The organism is Blastococcus sp. KM273129, from assembly GCF_021698995.1.
In the GTDB taxonomy this organism is placed as follows: domain Bacteria; phylum Actinomycetota; class Actinomycetes; order Mycobacteriales; family Geodermatophilaceae; genus Blastococcus.
This window is the reverse complement of the sequence record NZ_SSXB01000025.1, coordinates 14,346-33,264: the sequence shown is the minus strand read 5'-3', so window position 1 is coordinate 33,264 and position 18,919 is coordinate 14,346. Positions and strand designations below refer to the sequence as shown.

At 75.4% G+C, this 18,919-nt stretch carries 18 protein-coding genes; 12 read left to right on the top strand and 6 right to left on the bottom strand.

What is annotated here, in order from left to right:
- The first annotated feature begins 91 nt into the window (after positions 1-91).
- Entirely contained in the window at positions 92-3,658 is a 3,567-nt protein-coding gene (gene dnaE / locus E9565_RS09690) for a DNA polymerase III subunit alpha (RefSeq protein ID WP_236826510.1), read from the top strand.
- A gap of 47 nt (positions 3,659-3,705) precedes the next feature.
- On the top strand, positions 3,706-4,269 hold the full coding sequence (locus tag E9565_RS09685; RefSeq protein WP_236826509.1) for a hypothetical protein: 564 nt from the start codon (positions 3,706-3,708) through the stop codon (positions 4,267-4,269).
- A gap of 60 nt (positions 4,270-4,329) precedes the next feature.
- Here the strand turns inward: E9565_RS09685 and E9565_RS09680 are convergent, their stop codons facing one another.
- Entirely contained in the window at positions 4,330-5,133 is an 804-nt protein-coding gene (locus E9565_RS09680; RefSeq protein ID WP_236826508.1) for an LON peptidase substrate-binding domain-containing protein, read from the bottom strand.
- A 117-nt stretch (positions 5,134-5,250) separates the two neighbouring features.
- Here E9565_RS09680 and hisD point away from each other — a divergent pair, with 117 nt between their 5' ends.
- The 6 genes from hisD (at position 5,251) to hisH (ending at position 10,028) form a co-directional block, all read left to right on the top strand.
- Positions 5,251-6,555 carry a histidinol dehydrogenase gene (hisD, locus tag E9565_RS09675; RefSeq protein ID WP_236826507.1) on the top strand — a complete coding sequence of 435 codons (1,305 nt, stop codon included), beginning with the start codon at positions 5,251-5,253 and terminating at the stop codon, positions 6,553-6,555.
- A complete protein-coding gene (locus tag E9565_RS09670) occupies positions 6,552-7,664 on the top strand; it encodes a histidinol-phosphate transaminase (RefSeq protein ID WP_236826506.1) in 1,113 nt (370 codons plus the stop codon). The genes hisD and E9565_RS09670 overlap by 4 nt, the downstream gene beginning before the upstream one ends.
- Positions 7,665-7,669: 5 nt before the next feature.
- Positions 7,670-8,266, top strand: coding sequence for an imidazoleglycerol-phosphate dehydratase HisB (hisB, locus tag E9565_RS09665; protein ID WP_236826505.1), 597 nt, complete (start codon positions 7,670-7,672; stop codon positions 8,264-8,266).
- A gap of 16 nt (positions 8,267-8,282) precedes the next feature.
- Complete coding sequence (locus tag E9565_RS09660; protein WP_236826504.1) at positions 8,283-8,459, top strand: hypothetical protein; 177 nt, start codon at positions 8,283-8,285, stop codon at positions 8,457-8,459.
- Positions 8,460-8,494: 35 nt separating this feature from the next.
- Complete coding sequence (locus E9565_RS09655) at positions 8,495-9,088, top strand: nucleotidyltransferase family protein (protein WP_236834823.1); 594 nt, start codon at positions 8,495-8,497, stop codon at positions 9,086-9,088.
- Between the two features lie 301 nt (positions 9,089-9,389).
- On the top strand, positions 9,390-10,028 hold the full coding sequence (gene hisH, locus E9565_RS09650) for an imidazole glycerol phosphate synthase subunit HisH (RefSeq protein WP_236834821.1): 639 nt from the start codon (positions 9,390-9,392) through the stop codon (positions 10,026-10,028).
- Positions 10,029-10,033: 5 nt separating this feature from the next.
- On the opposite strand, the gene E9565_RS09645 is transcribed toward hisH, so the two are convergent.
- The gene (locus E9565_RS09645; RefSeq protein ID WP_236826501.1) at positions 10,034-10,798 is read right to left on the bottom strand and encodes an SDR family NAD(P)-dependent oxidoreductase; all 765 of its coding nucleotides are present in this window, start codon (positions 10,796-10,798) and stop codon (positions 10,034-10,036) included.
- A gap of 92 nt (positions 10,799-10,890) precedes the next feature.
- Here E9565_RS09645 and E9565_RS09640 point away from each other — a divergent pair, with 92 nt between their 5' ends.
- The 4 genes from E9565_RS09640 (at position 10,891) to E9565_RS09625 (ending at position 15,941) form a co-directional block, all read left to right on the top strand.
- Positions 10,891-13,224: a M20/M25/M40 family metallo-hydrolase gene (locus E9565_RS09640; RefSeq protein WP_236834819.1), complete on the top strand. Its 2,334-nt coding sequence runs from the start codon at positions 10,891-10,893 to the stop codon at positions 13,222-13,224.
- A 78-nt stretch (positions 13,225-13,302) separates the two neighbouring features.
- Entirely contained in the window at positions 13,303-13,671 is a 369-nt protein-coding gene (locus E9565_RS09635; protein WP_236826499.1) for a hypothetical protein, read from the top strand.
- 30 nt (positions 13,672-13,701) lie between these two features.
- A complete protein-coding gene (locus E9565_RS23180) occupies positions 13,702-15,285 on the top strand; it encodes a cell wall metabolism sensor histidine kinase WalK (RefSeq protein WP_236826498.1) in 1,584 nt (527 codons plus the stop codon).
- Positions 15,282-15,941 (top strand): response regulator transcription factor, encoded by a 660-nt coding sequence (locus E9565_RS09625; RefSeq protein WP_236826497.1) that lies wholly within the window; start codon positions 15,282-15,284, stop codon positions 15,939-15,941. Before E9565_RS23180 ends, E9565_RS09625 begins: the two co-directional genes overlap by 4 nt.
- Before the next feature lie 55 nt (positions 15,942-15,996).
- Here the strand turns inward: E9565_RS09625 and E9565_RS09620 are convergent, their stop codons facing one another.
- From E9565_RS09620 to E9565_RS09605, 4 genes are all read right to left on the bottom strand, one after another.
- Positions 15,997-16,326, bottom strand: a complete 330-nt coding sequence (locus E9565_RS09620; RefSeq protein WP_236826496.1) for a hypothetical protein — start codon at positions 16,324-16,326, stop codon at positions 15,997-15,999.
- A gap of 94 nt (positions 16,327-16,420) precedes the next feature.
- Positions 16,421-17,653 carry a phosphotransferase gene (locus E9565_RS09615; protein ID WP_236826495.1) on the bottom strand — a complete coding sequence of 411 codons (1,233 nt, stop codon included), beginning with the start codon at positions 17,651-17,653 and terminating at the stop codon, positions 16,421-16,423.
- A 56-nt stretch (positions 17,654-17,709) separates the two neighbouring features.
- Positions 17,710-18,312 carry a nitroreductase family protein gene (locus E9565_RS09610; protein WP_236826494.1) on the bottom strand — a complete coding sequence of 201 codons (603 nt, stop codon included), beginning with the start codon at positions 18,310-18,312 and terminating at the stop codon, positions 17,710-17,712.
- 33 nt (positions 18,313-18,345) lie between these two features.
- The gene (locus E9565_RS09605) at positions 18,346-18,894 is read right to left on the bottom strand and encodes a TIGR03086 family metal-binding protein (protein ID WP_236826493.1); all 549 of its coding nucleotides are present in this window, start codon (positions 18,892-18,894) and stop codon (positions 18,346-18,348) included.
- Positions 18,895-18,919: the final 25 nt, after the last annotated feature.

The following is an 18,919-nucleotide window of genomic DNA, read 5'->3' as shown; positions in this document are numbered from 1 at the left end:
CCGGTGCTCGCACCACCGGTCTTCCCCGCCGGTCGCCAGCCGCGGTCCTCGCCGGCCGGCACGCACGACCAGTTGAGGAGCTCGACCACCCGTGAGCAGCAGTTCGCCGTCCGATTCGTTCGTGCACCTCCACGTGCACACCGAGTACTCGATGCTCGACGGTGCGGCGAAGCTGCCGGAGGTCACCAAGGCCGCGGCCGAGCAGGGCATGCCGGCGCTGGCGATGACCGACCACGGCAACGTCTTCGGCGCCTACGACTTCTACAAGCAGGCGAACGCGGCCGGCGTGAAGCCGATCATCGGCATGGAGGGCTACTACACCCCGGGGTCGCGCTTCGACCGCGCGCCCTTCGACTTCGGCGACAACCTCATCGACGAGGAGGGTGACGGCGGCTCCAACCGGGGCAAGGCCGCCTACACCCACATGACCCTGCTGGCCCGCACCACCGAGGGGATGCACAACCTCTTCCGCATCTCCTCGCTGGCCAGCCTCGAGGGGCAGTACCGCAAGCCCCGGTTCGACCGCGACCTGCTCGAGCGCTACGGCAAGGGGCTGATCGCCACCACCGGCTGCCCGTCGGGCGAGGTGAACATGTGGCTGCGCGCCGGCAAGGAGGACAAGGCCCGCCAGGCCGCCGCGGACTTCCAGGACATCTTCGGGCGGGAGAACTTCTACGCCGAGCTGATGGACCACGGGCTGGCCATCGAGCAGAAGACCCGCCCGGCGTTGATGGCCATCGCCAAGGACCTCGGCATCCCGCTGCTGGCCACCAACGACCTGCACTACACGCACAAGGAGGACGCCGAGGCGCACGACGCCCTGCTGTGCATCCAGACCGGGTCGCGGCTCAACGAGCCCAACCGCTTCAAGTTCAACGGTGACGGCTACTACCTGAAGTCCGCCGCCGAGATGCGGGCCCTGTTCACCGGCGACCTCCGCGCGGCCTGCGACAACACCCTGCTGGTCGCCGAGCAGTGCGAGGTCACCTTCACCGAGGGTGCCGACCTCATGCCCCGCTTCCCCCTGCCGCCGGGGGAGGACGAGACCTCCTGGTTCGTCAAGGAGGTCGAGCGCGGCCTGCACAAGCGCTACCCGGGCGGCATCCCCGACCACGTGCGCAAGCAGGCCGACTACGAGGTCGGGATCATCACCCAGATGGGCTTCCCGGGGTACTTCCTCGTGGTCGCCGACTTCATCAACTGGGCCAAGGACAACGGCATCCGGGTGGGCCCCGGCCGTGGCTCGGCGGCGGGTTCGCTGGCCGCCTACGCCATGGGCATCACCGACCTCGACCCCCTGCAGCACGGGCTGATCTTCGAGCGGTTCCTGAACCCCGAGCGCGTCTCCATGCCCGATGTCGACATCGACTTCGACGACCGCCGCCGCGGCGAGGTCATCCAGTACGTCTCGAAGAAGTACGGCGAGGAGCGGGTCAGCCAGATCGTCACCTACGGGACGATCAAGGCCAAGGCCGCGATCAAGGACGCCGCCCGCGTGCTGGACCGGCCGTACTCGGTGGGCGACGAGCTGACCAAGCTCATGCCGCCGGACGTGATGGGCAAGGGCATCCCGCTGTCGGGTGTCTTCGACCCGGCGCACCCGCGCTACAAGGAGGCCGCGGAGTTCCGCGCCCGCTACGAGTCCGACCCGGGCGCGGCGGAGGTCGTCGACCAGGCCCGCAAGCTCGAGGGGCTCAAGCGCCAGTGGGGCGTGCACGCGGCCGGCGTCATCATCGGCCGCTACCCGCTGATCGACTCGATCCCGATCATGCGGCGCGAGGCCGACGGGGCGGTCATCACGCAGTTCGACTACCCGACCTGCGAGACGCTCGGCCTGCTGAAGATGGACTTCCTGGGCCTGCGCAACCTCACGGTCATCGACGACGCGCTGCGCAACATCGTGATCAACGGCAAGGAGCCGATCGACCTCGACGAGATCAGCAAGGACCTCACCGACCCGAACACCTACGCGCTGCTCAGCCGCGGGGACACCCTCGGGGTCTTCCAGTTCGACGGCGGGCCGATGCGGTCGCTGCTGCGGCTCATGCGGCCGGACAACTTCGAGGACATCTCGGCCGTCGGTGCGCTCTACCGCCCCGGCCCGATGGGTGCGAACTCGCACACGAACTACGCGCTGCGCAAGAACGGCCAGCAGGAGATCACGCCGATCCACCCCGAGCTCGCCGAGCCGCTCGAGGAGATCCTCGGCCAGACCTACGGCCTGATCGTCTACCAGGAGCAGGTCATGGCGATCGCGCAGAAGGTCGCCGGGTACTCGCTCGGCAAGGCCGACCTGCTGCGCCGCGCGATGGGCAAGAAGAAGAAGTCGGTGCTGGACGCCGAGTTCGTCGGCTTCGAGGCGGGGATGAAGGCCAACGGCTTCTCCGGCGCCGCGATCAAGACGCTGTGGGACATCCTCGTCCCGTTCGCCGACTACGCGTTCAACAAGGCCCACTCGGCCGCCTACGGCCTGGTGTCCTACTGGACCGCCTACCTCAAGGCCAACTACCCGGCCGAGTACATGGCCGGGCTGCTCACCAGCGTCCAGGACGACAAGGACCGCCGGCCGATCTACCTGGCCGAGTGCCGCCGGATGGGCATCAAGGTGCTCCCGCCCGACGTCAACGAGTCCTCCTGGGACTTCACCGCGGTCGGCACCGACATCCGCTTCGGCCTGGCGTCGGTGCGCAACGTCGGCACCAACGTCGTCGAGTCGATCGTGCGCGCCCGCGAGGAGAAGGGCGCGTTCAAGGACTTCGCCGACTTCATGCGCAAGATCGACACGGTGGCCTGCAACAAGAAGGTCATCGAGTCCCTGGCCAAGGCCGGCGCCTTCGACTCGCTCGGCCACTCGCGCCAGGGGATCGTCGCGATCCACGCGCAGGCCGTCGACTCCGCCATGGGGCTCAAGCGCAAGGAGGCGGAGGGGCAGTTCGACCTGTTCGGCAGCTTCGGCGAGGGCGACGCGGCCGAGGACCCGTTCGGCAGCGCGCTGGACATCACGATCCCCACCGCGGACTGGTCCAAGAGCGAGCGGCTGATGTTCGAGCGCGACATGCTCGGCCTCTACGTCTCCGACCACCCGCTGCACGGCGTCGAGCACGTGCTGGCCGCCAACGCCGACACCCCCATCGCCGAGATCAACGCCGGCGGGGTCGAGGACGGCGCGAACGTCACCATCGCCGGCATCCTGACCTCGGTCTCCCCGCGCACCAACAAGCAGGGCGCGCCGTGGGCCATCGCCACGCTGGAGGACCTCGAGTCCGGCATCGAGGTGCTCTTCTTCCCCAAGACCTGGGCGGAGGTCTCGGAGAAGGTCGTCCGCGACCAGATCATCGTGGTCAAGGGCCGGATCAGCCGCCGGGACGACCAGCCCTCGCTGTTCGGCTCCGAGGTGATCATCCCCGAGCTCACCGAGGGGCCGCGCGGGCCGGTGCTGGTGTCCATGGCCGCCGCCCGCTGCACCCCGCCGGTCGTCGAGCGCCTCCGCGAGGTGCTGGGCAGCCACCCGGGGACGACGGAGGTGCAGCTCAAGCTGGTCAACGGCAGCCGCGAGACGGTGCTCCGCCTGGACCAGGGGCTGCGGGTGCGCCCGAGCACGGCGCTGATGGGGGACATCAAGGCGCTCCTCGGGCCGACGAGCGTGGCGCTGCTCTAGGAGGGTCCGCCCCCACCCCGGGCGGGCGATCGTTGTTCACTGGGACGGTGACCACCTCACCGCTGCCCGTCCAGCCGGCCCCGGGGGTGCCCGTGCACGCCTACTGGCGGGGGAGGGCGGAGGTCCGCGAGGACCTGCGCGCCGCCCGTCCGCTGCTGGTGGGGCTGGCGCTCGCCGGGCTGCCGACGGGGGTGCTCTGGTGGCTGCTGGCGCCGCGCGCGGAGTTCCAGGTGACCGAGACCGGGCCGGTGGCCGTGGGCCCGCCGGCGGCGGAGGTCCGGGTGGCCGACGACGCCGTGCTGGTGCTCCTGCTGCTCGGGCTGGGGCTGGTGGCCGGGGCGGCCGCGTGGCGGGTCCGCCGCGGTCGCGGGGTGGGCATGCTCATCGCGCTGGCCGTCGGGGCCTCCGCGGCCGCGGTGTTCGCCTGGCAGACCGGGGAGCTGCTCGCGCCCCCGCCGTCGGAGGCGCTGCTGGGCGAGGTGGGCGCGCAGGTGACCACGGGGCTGGTGCTCAGCTCGCTGCCCGGCCTGGCCGCCGCGCCCTTCGCCGCGCTGCTGGTCTACGTGGGGTGCGCGCTGGTGGCCGCCGACGACGGCCTCGGCCGCTACTGAGGGGCCCGTCGCGAGGCTGGGCCCGATCTCGCGAGGGCTGAGGAGGACGGGGTCCTCCGGTCAGTTCACCGTCATCGGTGCGGCGAACTGCTGCAACGGCGCCGGCACCGCGCCCAGCGTCTGGAGCAGCGTCAGCTCCCGGCGCAGCAGCCGGGACTCCGCCGCCAGGCGCCGGCGCGTCGCGGACTCCGCCAGCAGCGCCTGCCGGTCCTCGGTGGTCAGCAGTGCGGACGAGGCGACCAGCCAGGACAGCGCGGAGGGGTCGTCGGCGGCGGCGGCGAGCCGCACCGCCGCCTCGACGCCGTCCCCGTGCGCGCCGGCACCCAGCGCCGCGACCTCGGCGACGTACTGGGTGAACAGGTCGCCCACCCCGCGGGCCAGCAGGTCCAGGGACCCGCGGGCCACGGAGCTCACCAGCGCGTCCGCGGGCGGTGCCAGCCCGGCTGCGCCGTCGCCGGTCACCGCCTCGGCGTCCCCGGCGGCCTCCTCGGCCGCCTCCTCCTCGGCCAGCCACTCGACCTCGGCCTGCAGGTAGGGCGGGTCCTCACCCACGACGACGTCGAGCAGCCGGAACCGCTCGCCGCCCACGGTGACGATGCGGAAGCCGCCGTCGGCCTGCGGCTGCACCCGCTGCAGCCGCGCGGTGCAGCCGATGTCGTAGAGGGCCGCCGCCGGGGCCACCCGCTCGACCTCCCAGCCCTGCCGGATCGCGACCACCCCGAAGTAGCGGCGGTCACCGTGCTCGGGCAGGTCCAGCAGGTCGCGCATGAGGCGGCGGTACCGGGGCTCGAAGATCTGCAGCGGCAGCACGACCCCGGGGAACAGGGGCCGCCCGAGCGGGAACAGCGGGATCAGCTCACCCATCCCGGCAAGCCTACGGGTCGCGGGCCGCCGCCCCGTGCGGGCGCCCCGGGGACGCCGGAGGGGGCTGGATACCCTGGGAGCCGCGTCGCACTCCCCGATCCGACCCCGGAGGCCCCCGTGCTGGCACGCATCGACCTGCGTGGAAACGCCCTGCCCGGCGTCCGGGAGCTCGCCGGGCTGCTGCCGCGGGCGGCCACCGACATCGACTCGGTCCTCGCCACCGTCCGCCCGCTGTGCGAGGACGTGCGCCTGCGTGGCGCCCGGGCGGTACGCGAGATCACCGCCCGGCTCGACGGGGTGGACGCCGAGGACTTCGCCGTCCCGCAGGAGGCGCTGACCCGGGCCCTGGCGGAGTGCGACCCGACGCTGCGCGAGGCCCTCGAGGAGTCCATCGCCCGGGTGCGGAAGGTGCACGCCGACCAGCGGCGCACCGACGTCACCACGGAGGTGGTGGCCGGCGGGACGGTGACCGAGCGCTGGCTGCCCGTCCGGCGGGTGGGGCTGTACGTGCCCGGTGGCCTCGCGCCGCTGCTGTCCAGCGTCGTGATGAACGTCGTCCCCGCCCAGATCGCCGGGGTCGAGTCCATCGCCGTCGCCTCCCCGCCGCAGCGCGACAACGGCGGGCTGCCCGACCCGGGCGTGCTCGCCGCCTGCGCGCTGCTGGGCGTCACCGAGGTGTACGCCGTCGGCGGGGCGCAGGCCATCGCCGTCTTCGGCTACGGCGCGGGCTCCTGCGAGCCGGTGGACATGGTCACCGGCCCGGGCAACGTCTACGTGACGGCGGCCAAGCGGCTGCTGCGCGGGCTGATCGGCATCGACTCCGAGGCCGGCCCGACCGAGGTCGCCATCCTCGCCGACGACACCGCCGACCCCGCCCACGTCGCCGCCGACCTGATCAGCCAGGCCGAGCACGACCCGCTCGCCGGTGCGGTGCTCGTCACCCCCAGCGAGGAGCTGGCCGAGGCGGTCCTGGCCCTGGTGCCCGGGCAGGTCGCGGCCACGAAGCACTCCGACCGGATCACCACCGCGCTGGACGGCACCCAGTCGGGCATCGTGCTGGTCGACGACCTGGACGCCGGGGTGCGGGTGGTGGACGCCTACGCCGCCGAGCACCTGGAGATCCAGACCCGCGACGCCCGTGCCGTGGCGATGCGGGTGCGCAACGCCGGGGCGATCTTCGTCGGCGCGTGGTCGCCGGTGTCGCTGGGCGACTACATCGCCGGCTCCAACCACGTGCTGCCCACCGGCGGGTGCGCCCGGCACTCCAGCGGGCTGTCCGTGCAGTCGTTCCTGCGCGGCATCCACCTGGTCGAGTACGACGAGCAGGCGCTCGCCGACGTCGCCGCGCACGTCGACGCCCTCGCCGGCGCCGAGGACCTGCCGGCGCACGCGGCCGCGGTGCGGGTCCGGCAGCGGTCGTGACGTCCCTCGACGAGCTCCCGCTGCGGCCGGAGCTGCGGGGGCGCACGCCCTACGGGGCCCCGCAGCTGCCCGCCGCGCACCGGCTCAACACCAACGAGAACCCGCACCCGCTGCCGGCCGAGCTGCTGGCCGACCTGGGGGCGGCGCTGGGGCACGCGGCGCTGGAGCTGAACCGCTACCCGGACCGGGACGCCGTCGCGCTGCGGGCCGATCTCGCCGCCTACCTGTCCCGCACCGGCGGCGTGCCCGTCGAGCCGGCGCAGGTGTGGGCGGCCAACGGGTCCAACGAGGTGCTGCAGCAGGTCCTGCAGGCCTTCGGAGGAGCGGGGCGCACCGCACTCGGGTTCACGCCCTCGTACTCGATGCACCCGATCATCGCGGCCGGCACCGGGACGGCGTGGGTCGACGGCCACCGGGCGGCCGACTTCACCATCGACCCCGCCGCCGCCGTCGCCCAGGTGCAGCAGGTGCGGCCCGACGTCGTCTTCGTCACCAGCCCGAACAACCCGACCGGCACCGCCGTCGACCTGGACACCGTGGCCGCCCTCTACGAGGCCACCGACGGCGTCCTCGTGGTCGACGAGGCGTACGCCGAGTTCGCCCGGGCCGGGACTCCGTCGTCGCTCACCCTGCTCCCGGGCCGGCCGCGGCTGGTGGTCAGCCGCACGATGAGCAAGGCGTTCGGCATGGCGGGGCTTCGCCTGGGCTACCTTGCAGCGGACCCGGCCGTCGTCGACGCCATCCAGCTGGTGCGGCTGCCGTACCACCTCAGCTCGCTCACCCAGGCGGCCGCGCGGGCAGCGCTGGCGCACACCGAGGCGCTCCTGGCGACCGTCGACGCGGTCAAGGCCCAGCGCGACCGCATCGTGGCGGCACTGCCGGCCCTGGGGCTGACCAGCGTGGCCAGCGACGCCAACTTCGTCCTCTTCGGGCACTTCACCGACGCCCCCGCCGCGTGGCGGGCGCTGCTGGACCGCGGGGTGCTCGTGCGGGACGTCGGGCTGCCGGGCTGGCTGCGGGTGACGGCCGGGACCGCCGAGGAGACCGACGCGTTCCTCACCGCGCTGGGTGAGGTCGCGCCGGCCCACCGCACGACTCTGGGAGACTGACCCCCATGACCCGCACCGCACGCGTCGAGCGCCAGACCAGCGAGACCAAGCTCGTGGTGGAGCTCGACCTCGACGGCACCGGCAGCAGCTCGATCAGCACGGGCGTGGGCTTCTACGACCACATGCTCACCGCGCTGTCGAAGCACAGCGGCATCGACCTCACCGTGCAGGCCGACGGCGACCTGCACATCGATGCGCACCACACGGTGGAGGACGTCGCGATCGCCCTCGGGCAGGCGTTCGCCGAGGCGCTGGGCGACAAGCGCGGCATCACCCGCTACGGCGACGCCACGATCCCCATGGACGAGGTGCTCGCCCAGGCGGCGGTCGACCTCTCCGGCCGGCCGTACTTCGTGCACGCCGAGCCGGAGGACATGACGCCGATGATCGGGCCGGACTACCCGACGTCGCTCACCCGGCACGTGCTCGAGTCGTTCGCCTTCAACGCCCGGATCAGCCTGCACGTGCGGGTGCTCTACGCCGGCCGCGACGCCCACCACATCGTGGAGGCGCAGTTCAAGGCGCTGGCGCGGGCGCTGCGCGCCGCCGTGGCGCTCGACCCCCGGATCACCGACGTCCCCTCGACCAAGGGCGCGCTGTGACCCGTCGCGGCCGGCGGTGAGCGCGGGTCTCCCGCTCCTGCTGCTCGGCGGCTTCCTGCTCGGCGGGGCGTGGAGCGTCTGGCGGCTGGACGCCGAGGGCGGCCGTCGCACCGGCCCGCAGGTGGTGTTCGCGATCATCCTGCTCGTCGCGGCCGTGCTGGCCAGCGCGGCGGGTGTCCTCCGCCTCGTCTGATGGCGGGAGGCCCTCGGCGAGCTCCCGGGCGCGCCGTGGCCGACGTCGCCGGCGAGGAGCGTTTCCTCGGCATCGTGCTGGCCGACCCGACGGTGCAGGCGGTGCTCGCGCGGGCGCCCGGGCTGGGCGTGGGGGAGTGGTGGCTGACCGCCGGGGTGCTGTTCCAGACGGTCTGGAACGAGCTCACCAGCCGGCCGCCGGGCACCGGCATCCGGGACGCCGACCTCTTCTACTTCGACCCCGACACCTCCTGGGACGCCGAGGACGCCGTCATCCGGGTGGGCGCGGGGCTGTTCGCCGACCTGCCGGTGCCGGTGGAGATCCGCAACGAGGCCCGGGTGCACCTCTGGTACGAGGCGCGGTTCGGTGTGCCCGCGGCACCGTTCCGCGACTGCCTGGACGCGATCGACCACTTCGCGGCCGTGTGCTGCTGCTACGGGGTGCGGGTGGACCGCGGCGGGCGGCCCGAGGTGTACGCGCCGCACGGCTACGCCGACCTGTTCGACCTCGTCGTCCGGCCGAACCGGCGGCTGGCGCCGCGGCACGTCTACGAGGCCAAGAGCGCGCGGTGGCAGCAGCAGTGGCCCGAGCTCACCGTCGTCCCCTGGGCGGAGGCGGGCTCGGACTGACCCCGCCGCGGGGCCGGGGTGCGGCCCACGTCGAGGGGCCGGCCTTCGGGGCCGAGCACGATGCGGGTGATGCCGCCGTCGCAGGCCAGCCAGCGGGCGCGGGCGGCGGAGATGGTCGCCCCGGAGGCCAGGGTCGCCGCCCCGGGGCCGGTGCCCACACCCGCGAGCCGAAAGCGCGGGTCACCCGCGTGTCCACAGGTCTCCCGAGCCGCTGGACAGCGGGCCCCGTGCACGTGCGTGTGACCGCACACGCGCGGGAACACGTCAGGGCGCCTCGGCGCTGGTCGGTAGCGTGGCAGGCGTGAAGAAGGTGGCGGTCCTCGACTACGGCTCGGGCAACCTGCGCTCCGCGGAGCGCGCGCTGCAGCGGGTCGGCGCCGAGGTGACGGTGACGTCCGATGCGCAGACGGCGCTGGACGCCGACGGCCTCGTCGTCCCCGGCGTGGGCGCGTTCGCAGCCTGCATGAAGGGCCTGGACGCCGTCGACGGCCGCCGGATCATCGGCCGCCGCCTCGCCGGGGGGCGGCCGGTTCTCGGCATCTGCGTCGGCATGCAGATCCTGTTCGAGCGCGGCGTGGAGCACGGCGTGGACGCCGAGGGCTGCGGCGAGTGGCCCGGCATCGTCGAGCCGCTCCAGGCGCCGGTGCTGCCGCACATGGGCTGGAACACCGTCCAGGCGCCGCGGGACAGCGTGCTCTTCGACGGGCTCGCCGACCAGCGCTTCTACTTCGTCCACTCCTACGGCGTGCGGAACTTCCCCCTCGGCCAGGACGGCGCCTCCTCGCCACTGGCGCCCCCGAAGGTGACCTGGGCCGAGCACGGCGACCGGTTCGTGGCGGGCGTGGAGAACGCCGCCCTCTCGGCCACCCAGTTCCACCCCGAGAAGAGCGGTGACGCGGGGGCGCAGCTGCTCACCAACTGGCTGCACACCCTCGGCTGAGCCGTTCAGCTGCGCAGGTAGCTGGCCCCGTTGACGTCGATGATCGTGCCGGTGGAGAACCGGGCCTCCGGCGAGGCCAGCCACAACACGGCCGCGGCGACCTCCTCCGGCCGGGCCACGCGGCCGTAGGGCGACTGCGCCCGCACCGCGTCGCCGCCCGGGCCGTCGAGGATCTCGCGCGCCATCTCGGTCTGCACGAACCCTGGTGCGACGCTGCCCACGCTGATCCCGTGCGGGGCGAGCGCCTGGGCCATCGACTGCCCGAACGCGTTCAGCCCCGCCTTGGCGGCGCCGTAGGCCGGCGTGGCCGGTTCCCCGCGGAAGGCGCCGCGGCTGGTCACGTTGACGACCGCCCCGCCGCCGCCGGCGACCAGGTGCGGCACCGCCCGGAAGGTGGCGTGCATCGCGCCGACCAGGTTCACCTGCAGCGTGCGGGCCACCACCGCCTGCCAGTCGGCCCAGGAGGTCTCCAGCGGCGGGTGCGGCGTGAAGACGCCCGCGTTGTTCACCAGCACCTGCAGGCCGCCGAGGGCGGTCGCGGCCTCGTCGACCGCCGCCCCGACGGCGTCCGCATCGGCGACGTCGGCCTGCACCACGGCGTGCCCGCTGCCCGGCAGCTCCGCGGCGACCCGCTGCGCGGCTTCCCGTGAGCTGCCCGAGTGCACGGCGACCCGGTCGCCCCGGGCGGCGAAGGCGTGCGCGATCGCCCGCCCGATGCCCCGGGACGCGCCGGTGACGAGGACGGCGCGGGACTCCGCAGCGCTGGTCATGGCGGCAGTCAACCAGGCACCGTCGGCCGCGCCTGCCGGGCCCGGACGCGTCCCCGCCCTAGGGTGCCCGGGTCGTCGTCCGAGGAGGTCGTGTGGCCGCCGAGCGCCCGTCCCGTCCCGGCCGCCTCGCGGGGCTGGCCGTCGTCGCGCTGCTGCTGGCGCTCGCCGCCTGGAGCGTCGTGGGGCTCCGGCCGCCCGGCCCGCGCCCGGCCGGCGCCCCCGCCACGGAGTTCAGCGCCGCCCGCGCCTTCGCTCACGTGGAGCGGATCGCCGCCCAGCCGCACGTGGCGGGCAGCCCCGCGAACGACGCGGTGGTGGACCACCTGGTCACCACCCTCGCCGGCCTCGGGCTGGACACCCGCGTCCAGAACGCCGTCGGGGCCCGGGCCGGCAGCGGGGGCGAGGCGCGCATGGCGCGGGTGCGCAACGTCGTCGCCGTCCTCCCGGGGACCGAGCCCACCGGCCGGCTGTACCTGGTGGCGCACCACGACTCGGTGGCAGCCGGCCCGGGCGCGGCCGACGACGCGGCGGGGGTCGCCACGCTGCTGGAGTCCGTCCGGGCGCTGACCGAGGGCCCGCGGCTGCGCAACGACGTCGTCGTCGTCCTCACCGACGCCGAGGAGGCCTGCCTCTGCGGCGCCGAGGCGTTCGCCGCCTCCCACCCGCTGGCCGGTGGGGGCGTGGTGCTCAACGTCGAGGCCCGCGGCACCGGCGGACCGCCGATCATGTTCGAGACGTCGCGGGGCAACGCCGGCCTCGCCGCGGCGTTCGCCGATGCCGCGCCGCACCCGGTCGCGAGCAGCGTCGCCGTCGAGGTCTACCGGGCGCTGCCCAACGACACCGACTTCAGCGTGCTGCTCGAGGACGGCGCGTTCACCGGCATGAACACCGCCTTCATCGACGGCGCGGCCGCGTACCACTCGCCGCAGGACACCCCGGAGCGGCTGGACCGCGGCACCCTGCAGGCGCTCGGTGACAACACCCTCGCGCTCACCCGGGAGCTGGGCGGTCGCGACCTCGCCCCCCTCGCCGAGCCCGCCGACGAGGACGCGACCTACTTCCCGGTCCCGGGCCTGCTGGTGCGCTACCCGGGCTGGCTGGTGTGGCCGGTCGCCGGGGCCGCCCTCGCCGCGGTCGCGGGGCTGGCGTGGACGCTGCGCGCCCGCGGGGACAGCCCGCTGCGGCGCACGGCGGGGGCGGCGGCGCTCGCGCTGGTACCGCTCGTGGCCGGGCCGCTCGCCGCGCAGGGGCTGTGGGCGGCCCTGGTTGCCACGCGCCCCGGCTACGCCACGATGCTGGACCCCTGGCGGCCGGGCTGGTTCCGGCTGGCTGCGGTAGCCGTGGTGCTCGCCGTGGTGCTGCTCTGGTATGCGCTGCTGCGCCGCCGGGTGGGGGCGGCCCCGCTGCTCACGGGCGCGCTGCTGTGGCTCGCCGTCCTCGCGGTGGTGCTCGCCGCGGCGGCGCCGGGTGGTTCCTACCTGGCGGCGTGGCCGGCGCTGGTCGGCGCGCTCACCGGCGTCGTCGCCGTCCTGGCGCCGGGCCGCGTCGTCCCCGCCGTCGCCGCGCTGCTCACCGGGGCGACGGCGGTCCTGGTGCTGGCGCCGACGGCGGCGCTGTTCTTCCCCGCCCTCGGCCTGTCGCAGGCCCTGGCGCCATCGGTCGTGGTGGTCCTCGCCGGGCTGGCCCTGCTGCCGGCGTTCGAGCTGCTCTTCCCCGACCCGGGGACGGCGAGCGGGGCGCGCGGCCGGCTGGCCGTGGCCGCCGTCCCCGCCGTGGCGCTGGCCACGGCGTGGGCCTGCGTCGCCGCGGGGCTGGCGGTCGACCGGTTCGACGCCGACCACCCGGTGCCCAGCCGGCTGGCCTACGTGCTCGACGCCGACCAGGAGCAGGCCCGGTGGGCGACCACCGAGACGCCGCCGGGGGAGTGGACGGGCCGCTTCGTCGACGGGCGCGGCAGCCTGGGGGTGGAGCTGCCCTACCTCGCCGGCCGCGACCTGCTGACCGGGCCGGCCGAGGCCGCCGACCTCCCCGCCCCCCAGGTCACCGTCGTCTCCGACGAGCTCCTCGGCGGGCGGCGCGAGATCGCCGTGCGGATCACCCCGCAGCGGGCGGGGGTGCGGCTGCTCGATCTCGAGCTGACCGTCGACGGCGGCAGCGTCGTCCGCGGCCGGATCGCCGGACGGGACGTGCCCGGGGCGGCGATCGGTGGCAGCGGGCTGCGCGTCACCTTCCATGCGCCGCCCGCCGACGGGCTGCAGGCGGCCTTCACCGTCGAGGGCGGCGGCCCGGTGCGGCTGCGCGCGACGGACGGCAGCGACGGGCTCGCCGGGCTCCCGGGGGTCGAGCCCCGGCCCGAGGGCGTCGACGTCGCCGGCACGCACGGCGCGGACCTGGTGCTGGTGACGGGGACGACCGCCCTGGGGTGACCGCGCCGCACCGGTCGCATGAGAGCGTCCTCATCCTCGTCTCACCGGTGCGACACCCGCCCGCTGCACCCTCGGTCCGTGCGCCTGCGTCCCCGTCCCGTCGCCGCCGTGCTCGCCGGCCTGGTGGCCGTGCTGCTCGGCGGCGGGGCGGCGTGGGCGCTGCTCGGTCCCACGGGCGCCGGGGAGCGCGCGGTGCCGACGCCGATCGAGGTGCCGGCCCGGGAGCTCCCCCTCGGGCCCTCCGCCCCGGATCCTGCTCGGGAGCCGGTGCCTGCCCCCGCGCCCGCTCCGGACCCCGCACCGGCGCCGCTGGAGCCGCGGCCTCCGGCACCCGACCCCGGCGCCGGGGTCGTCCCACCGCCGCCGCTGCCCGACGACGACGACGACGGCGACGACGACGGCGACGACGACGATGGGGACGATGACGGGGACGATGACGACGACTGAGACGCCGGGAGGGAGGGGGACGGCCCGACCGTGAGCGCCGACCAGCCCAGCCCGACCGGGTGGCGCCACCGGCTCCGCGGTCGGTGGGCACCGCGGGCCGCCCGGACGCGGATCATCGGCTGGGTCCTGCTGCTGGTCCTGCTGGCGCTGGCGCTGGTCGACCTGGTCACCTGGCGACTGCTGATCCGCGCGACCGACGAGCGGATGGACCTGGCGCTGGACGCCGAGGTCGTCGAGTTCTCGCAGATCGTGGCCTCGGGGATCGACCCGGAGACCGGCGAGCCGTTCGCCTCCGTCGCCGAGGTCCTCGAGACCGTCATCCAGTACAACCTCGCCCGCCCCAACGAGAAGTTCCTCGGCTACGTCGACGGCGCGTACCGCTTCCAGAGCCGGATCGAGGCGCCGGTGCTGCTGAGCCAGGACGCGGCCTTCACCGATCTCGTCGGGTCGGTCACCGAGACGACCGCCGGCCGGTACGACAGCGGGGCCGGGGAGGTCCGCTACCTCGCTGTCCCGGTGACGCTGGAGGGCGACCCGGCCCGCGGTGTCGCCGTCGTCGCCTACTTCGCCGACCAGGAACGGCAGGCCGCCGACGACACCGCCCGGCTGATGCTGGGGGTGGGCGCGCTCACCGTCCTGCTGGCCGCGGCGGGAGCGTGGATCGTGGCGGGGCGCATTCTCGCTCCGGTCCGGGCGGTCGCGGCCACCGCCCAGGGCATCACCGAGACCGATCTGTCCGGCCGGATCCCGGTCGAGGGCCGTCCGGCCGACGAGCTCGCCGACCTCGCCGTCGCCGTCAACGGGATGCTGGACCGGGTGGAGGGCGGGGTGGCCGCGCAGCGTCGCTTCCTCGACGACGCGGGGCACGAGCTGCGGACCCCGATCACCATCGTCCGCGGCCACCTGGAGGTGCTCGACGCGGCCGACCCCGAGGACGTCCGGCAGACCGTGGCGCTGGTCGACGACGAGCTGGAGCGGATGAACCGCATGGTCTCCGACCTGCTGCTCCTCGCCCGCGCCGAGCAGCCGGAGTTCGTCCGCCTGCAGCCCGTGGACGTCGGCGAGGTGACCGCCGAGGTGTTCGGGAAGGTGCAGCGGCTCGGCGACCGCGACTGGCAGCTGGGTGCCGTCGCCCGGGCCGAGCTGCTGCTGGACCCGCAGCGGCTGACCCAGGCGGTGGTCGCGCTGGCCGACAACGCCGTCCACCACACCCGGCCGGGCGACCGGATCGTGCTCGGCAGCCGGCTCAGCGGGAACCGGCTGCTGGTGTGGGTCGACGACACCGGGCCCGGGATCCCCGTGGAGGACCAGCAGCGGGTGTTCGACCGGTTCGCGCGCGGCAGCTCCGGTGCCCGGCGCAGCGACGGGGCGGGCCTGGGCCTGTCGATCGTGCAGGCCATCGCGGCCGCCCACGGCGGATCGGTCGAGCTGCACAGCCGGCCGGGTGACGGGGCGACGTTCACCCTCGTGCTGCCCGCCCGGCCGGCGCCGCCCCGCGATGCCCGCCCGGCCGACCTGCTCCCGGGCGTCGGCGACACCGTCGACGACTCGCTGTCCACGCCGCCGCTGGTCGGCGGCGCACGTTCTGCACCGACCGAGGGGGGACGCCGGTGAGCCGCGTGCTGATCGCCGAGGACGAACCGCGGATCGCCGCGTTCGTCGAGAAGGGGCTGAAGGCCAACGGTTTCGCGACCGCGGTCGTCGGCGACGGGCTGTCGGCCCTGGACCGCGCCCGCAGCGGCGAGTTCGACCTCGTCGTCCTCGACATCGGGCTGCCGGTGCTCGACGGCTTCGCCGTGCTGCGGGCGCTGCGCGCCGAGCGCTGCGCCGTCCCGGTGGTCGTGCTGACCGCGCGGGACAGCGTGCAGGACACCGTCGCGGGGCTGGAGGGCGGCGCCGACGACTACATGGCCAAGCCCTTCCGCTTCGAGGAGCTCCTCGCCCGCGTCCGGCTGCGGCTGGCCGGTGCCCGCGACAGCGAGGTGACCGTGCTGACCGCCGGCGGGCTGTCGCTGGACCTGCGCACCCGGCGCGCCCACGTCGAGGGCCGCACCGTCGACCTGTCGGCCCGCGAGTTCGCCCTCGCCGAGACCTTCCTGCGCCACCCCGGTCAGGTGCTCGCCCGTGAGCAGCTGCTCAGCCACGTCTGGGGCTACGACTTCGACCCCGGCTCGAACGTCGTCGACGTCTACGTCCGGTACCTGCGCAGGAAGCTCGGGGCCCACCGCATCGAGACGGTGCGGGGGATGGGGTACCGCCTCGCCGCCTGACCGGCACGGCCGAGGGCCCCGGCCCCGTACGGGTCCGGGGCCGGGGGCCGGTCGATCAGTCGTCGGTGTCGGGGGAGTCGGTGTCGGCGGAGTCGGCGTCCGGGCCGGCGTCGTCGGGGGAGTCGACGTCCGGGCTGTCGACGTCCGGGCCGGCATCAGGGGTGGCGTCGTCGCCGTCCGCCGTGTCCGCGGAGGCGTCCGCGACGGCGTCGTCGTCGGGCGAGGCGTCCGGGCTGCCGTCGGCGGCGACCGAGACGGCTGCCGGGGGCTGCGACGGTGCCCCGCCGTCGTCCGCCGCCGCGGCGACGCCGACGCCGGCGACGCCGAGCCCGGTGAGGGCGGTGCCGAAGGTGACGATCTTCCAGGTAGCGGGCCTGCTGCTCATGGTGCGGTCCTCCCGTGGACGGTGGTGGTGCGCTGACGAGGACCACGGTGCCCGCCGCCGGTGAGGTGCCCGGGAGACCGCGATGAGGCAGCTCTCATCCGGCGGAGGCGGCCGACCACCGCTCGGCGAGCGCCAGCCGGGCCTCGGTCGCCTCCTCCCAGCCGGCCTGCTGCACCCGGAAGGGCCCGGTCGCCAGCCCGACGAGCACCCCGGCGACCCGGCCGGCCAGCTCGCCGCCGGGCCAGCGCCCCGCGAGCAGGCGGTGCACCCGGTCGCGGTAGGCGGCGATCGGCGCGGGGTCCCCGGCCAGGTGCTCCAGCAGCACGAGGTGGCCCAGCAGGGTGGCCCAGTCGTCGATCCGTGCCCCCGGACCCGTCGTGTCCACGTCGAGGAGGCCCACCACCGACCCGGCCTCCACGAGCAGCTGCGCCTCGTAGAGGTCGCCGTGCACCGGGACCACCGGGTGCCGGCCCGCCGCCGCCGCCACCGCGGCGGTGAGCCGCTCCAGCCGGGGGGTCAGGGCGGGGCAGACCGTCCCGAGCACCGCCGCGTGCGCCCGGACGGCGGGCAGCGGGTCGCCGGGGGCGCCGCGCCCCTTCCGGGCGGCCACGGGCGGCAGCCGGTCGAGGAGCCCGTCGAGGGCCTCCGGCTCGGGCAGCTGCCCGGGATCGCCGGCCAGCGCCGCCCGCAGCGGGGTGCCCGGCAGGCCGGGCAGCACGACGACGCCGTCGGCGGTGTGCGCCAGCACCGGTGCCACGGGCACCGCCGGGAGCAGGGCGGTGTGCCGGTGCACGAGGTCCGCCACCACGGAGGGCCGGACCACCTTGAGGAACCAGCGGCCGGCCGGGGAGGTCACCTCGACGACCGCCCGCCGGCCGGGCCGGTAGCTGCGCAGCCGCAGCCGGGGGCCCGGCACGTCGAGCCCCAGGCCGCGCAGCCGTCCGGCGACCCCGGCCGCCGAGGTCGCCCAGGCCAGCCCGGGCAACGCCGGGTCCAGCGGCCAACGCCAGAGCCCCACGGCGAGGGGCGCGCCCCCGGCCGCGCCCTCGACGACGGCGGCGCCCGGTGGGATCGCCGTCCCGGTGGTCGCCGCGAGGTGCTCCCGGGTGGTGCGCCCGTCGGCCCAGTCGACGACGGCCGTGTGGCGCACGGTCGCCGCGCCGTCCGGGCGCAGGTGCACCGAGGTGGCGGCCAGCGTGCGGAGCCGCCCGGACAGCGGCTCCAGGACGGCCGACCAGAGGTCGCCGGCCGGTTCACCGAGGAGGAGCCGCAGCGAGGGCGGCCAGGACGGGGGCACCCGGACCGGGCAGAGCAGGCCGTTCTCCACCCGGCCAGCCTCGGCGGCAGGGGTGAACCCCGCGTGAGACCCCGGTGAGGGAGCTCTCACCAGCGGCCCCGGTGGACCACCTCGTCGACGCCCCGGCGACCCCGGCGCAGCGACGGCGACCGGCGGTCCCCGGTGCCCGGGTAGCCGACCGAGACGCAGCCGACGGGCCGGTACCCCGCCGGCACCCCGAAGGCCGCCCGGAAGGCGTCCACGCGCTCGCCCGGGACGCCGAAGAAGCAGGCGCCGAGCCCCTCGTCGACCGCGGTGAGCAGCATCAGCAGCGCGGCCATGCCGGCGTCGACGTCCCAGTACGGCACCGGCCAGCGGGCCTCGTCGCGGTCGGTCCAGCCCTTGTCCGGTTCGGCGTAGCGGTCCAGGTAGGCGCTCTTGTCGGCCAGCGGCACCACCAGCAGCGGCGCCCGGCGCATGCGGGTGAGCCAGCCATCGGGGGCGGCGCCCCCGTCGGTGGTGGCGGCCCAGAAGCGGTCCCGCTCCTCCGGCGTCTCCAGCACCAGGAAGGCCCAGCCCTGGCTGAACCCGGCCGACGGGGCCCGGATCGCGTGCTCGAGCAGCCTCTCGCGCACCTCGGGGGGCACCGGGCGGTCGGGGTCGTAGTCGCGCACCATGCGGCGACGGCGGACGACGTCGGCGAACTCCACGCCGTCAGCCTGCCGCACCGGCGTGCGGGCCGGTCAGGCGCTCCGGCCCAGCCGGGCGAGCACCCGGGTGGTGCGGTCGGCGGTCCCGGGCACCTCGACGGCGGGCCGGCAGATGCCCTCCATGTGCAGCGCCGGGCCGAAGCCGTCCGCACCGGCCTCGACCCGGTCCAGTTCCTCGTCGGAGAGCGCCGCGTCCGCGCCGACGGCCCGGGCGAGGTCCCACCGGTGCACGACCATGTCCCACACGTAGAACTGCTCGAGCGCGGCGCCGACCGTCGTCGGCCCGAAGAAGCCGTCGAACCCCCGGCTCGCCACGGCGTCGTCGGCCAGCACCGCGGCCACGCGCCGTGCGTGCGCGCGCCAGGCGGCCGCCGGGTCGGCGGCGACGTCGGGTGCCGGGCCGAGGTCCGCGCCGTGGGTCGTGAGGAAGTCGCGCTGGGTGGTGACCAGGTGGTCGACGACGTCGGCGGCGGTCCACCCCTCGCAGGGCGACGGGCTCGACCAGCCGGTGGCGGGGACGGTGTCGAGCAGGGCGGTGAGCGGGCGTTCGGCGGCCTGGTAGCTCGTGGCGGTGCGGGTCATGGCCGGAACCTAGGGCCGTGCGGCA

Bases quoted from the DNA above. Each gene is read 5' to 3' on its own strand.
- hisB (WP_236826505.1), top strand. From the start codon at position 7,670: ATGACCCGCACCGCACGCGTCGAGCGCCAGACCAGCGAGACCAAGCTC.
- E9565_RS09620 (WP_236826496.1), bottom strand. From the start codon at position 16,326: ATGAGCAGCAGGCCCGCTACCTGGAAGATCGTCACCTTCGGCACCGCC.
- E9565_RS09680 (WP_236826508.1), bottom strand. From the start codon at position 5,133: ATGGGTGAGCTGATCCCGCTGTTCCCGCTCGGGCGGCCCCTGTTCCCC.
- E9565_RS09605 (WP_236826493.1), bottom strand. From the start codon at position 18,894: ATGACCCGCACCGCCACGAGCTACCAGGCCGCCGAACGCCCGCTCACC.
- E9565_RS09645 (WP_236826501.1), bottom strand. From the start codon at position 10,798: ATGACCAGCGCTGCGGAGTCCCGCGCCGTCCTCGTCACCGGCGCGTCC.